The sequence below is a fragment of the Bacillus pretiosus genome, assembly GCF_051294775.1.
In the GTDB taxonomy this organism is placed as follows: Bacteria; Bacillota; Bacilli; order Bacillales; family Bacillaceae_G; genus Bacillus_A; species Bacillus_A wiedmannii.
The window spans coordinates 1-330 of the sequence record NZ_JBPPHF010000069.1; the positions used below are offsets into that span (position 1 = coordinate 1).

At 44.2% G+C, this 330-nt stretch carries 1 protein-coding gene; it reads left to right on the forward strand.

Annotation, left to right across the window (positions count from 1 at the left end; translation table 11 throughout):
* The coding region (locus tag ACSG5Z_RS29885) for a P-type ATPase actuator domain-containing protein (protein WP_503827180.1) at positions 1–330 on the forward strand (330 nt) is incomplete at both ends.

Here is a 330-nt window from a genome sequence, read left to right on the forward strand (position 1 = left end):
TTCCATCTGAACAAGTCGTTCCAGGTGATATTGTCATGCTGGATGCAGGACGTTATATCCCATGTGATTTACGGCTTATCGAAACTGCAACTTTGAAAGTTGAAGAATCTGCTCTGACTGGTGAATCCGTCCCTGTTGATAAAGATGCAATTTACCACCCTTCTATGCAAAGCGATGAGCAAGTACCACTGGGCGATCAAAAAAATATGGCCTTTATGTCGACACTAGTAACATATGGGCGCGGAGTCGGTGTCGCTGTTGAAACGGGAATGAACTCACAAATTGGTAAGATTGCTACCCTGTTTCATGAAGCCGACGATGATATGACAG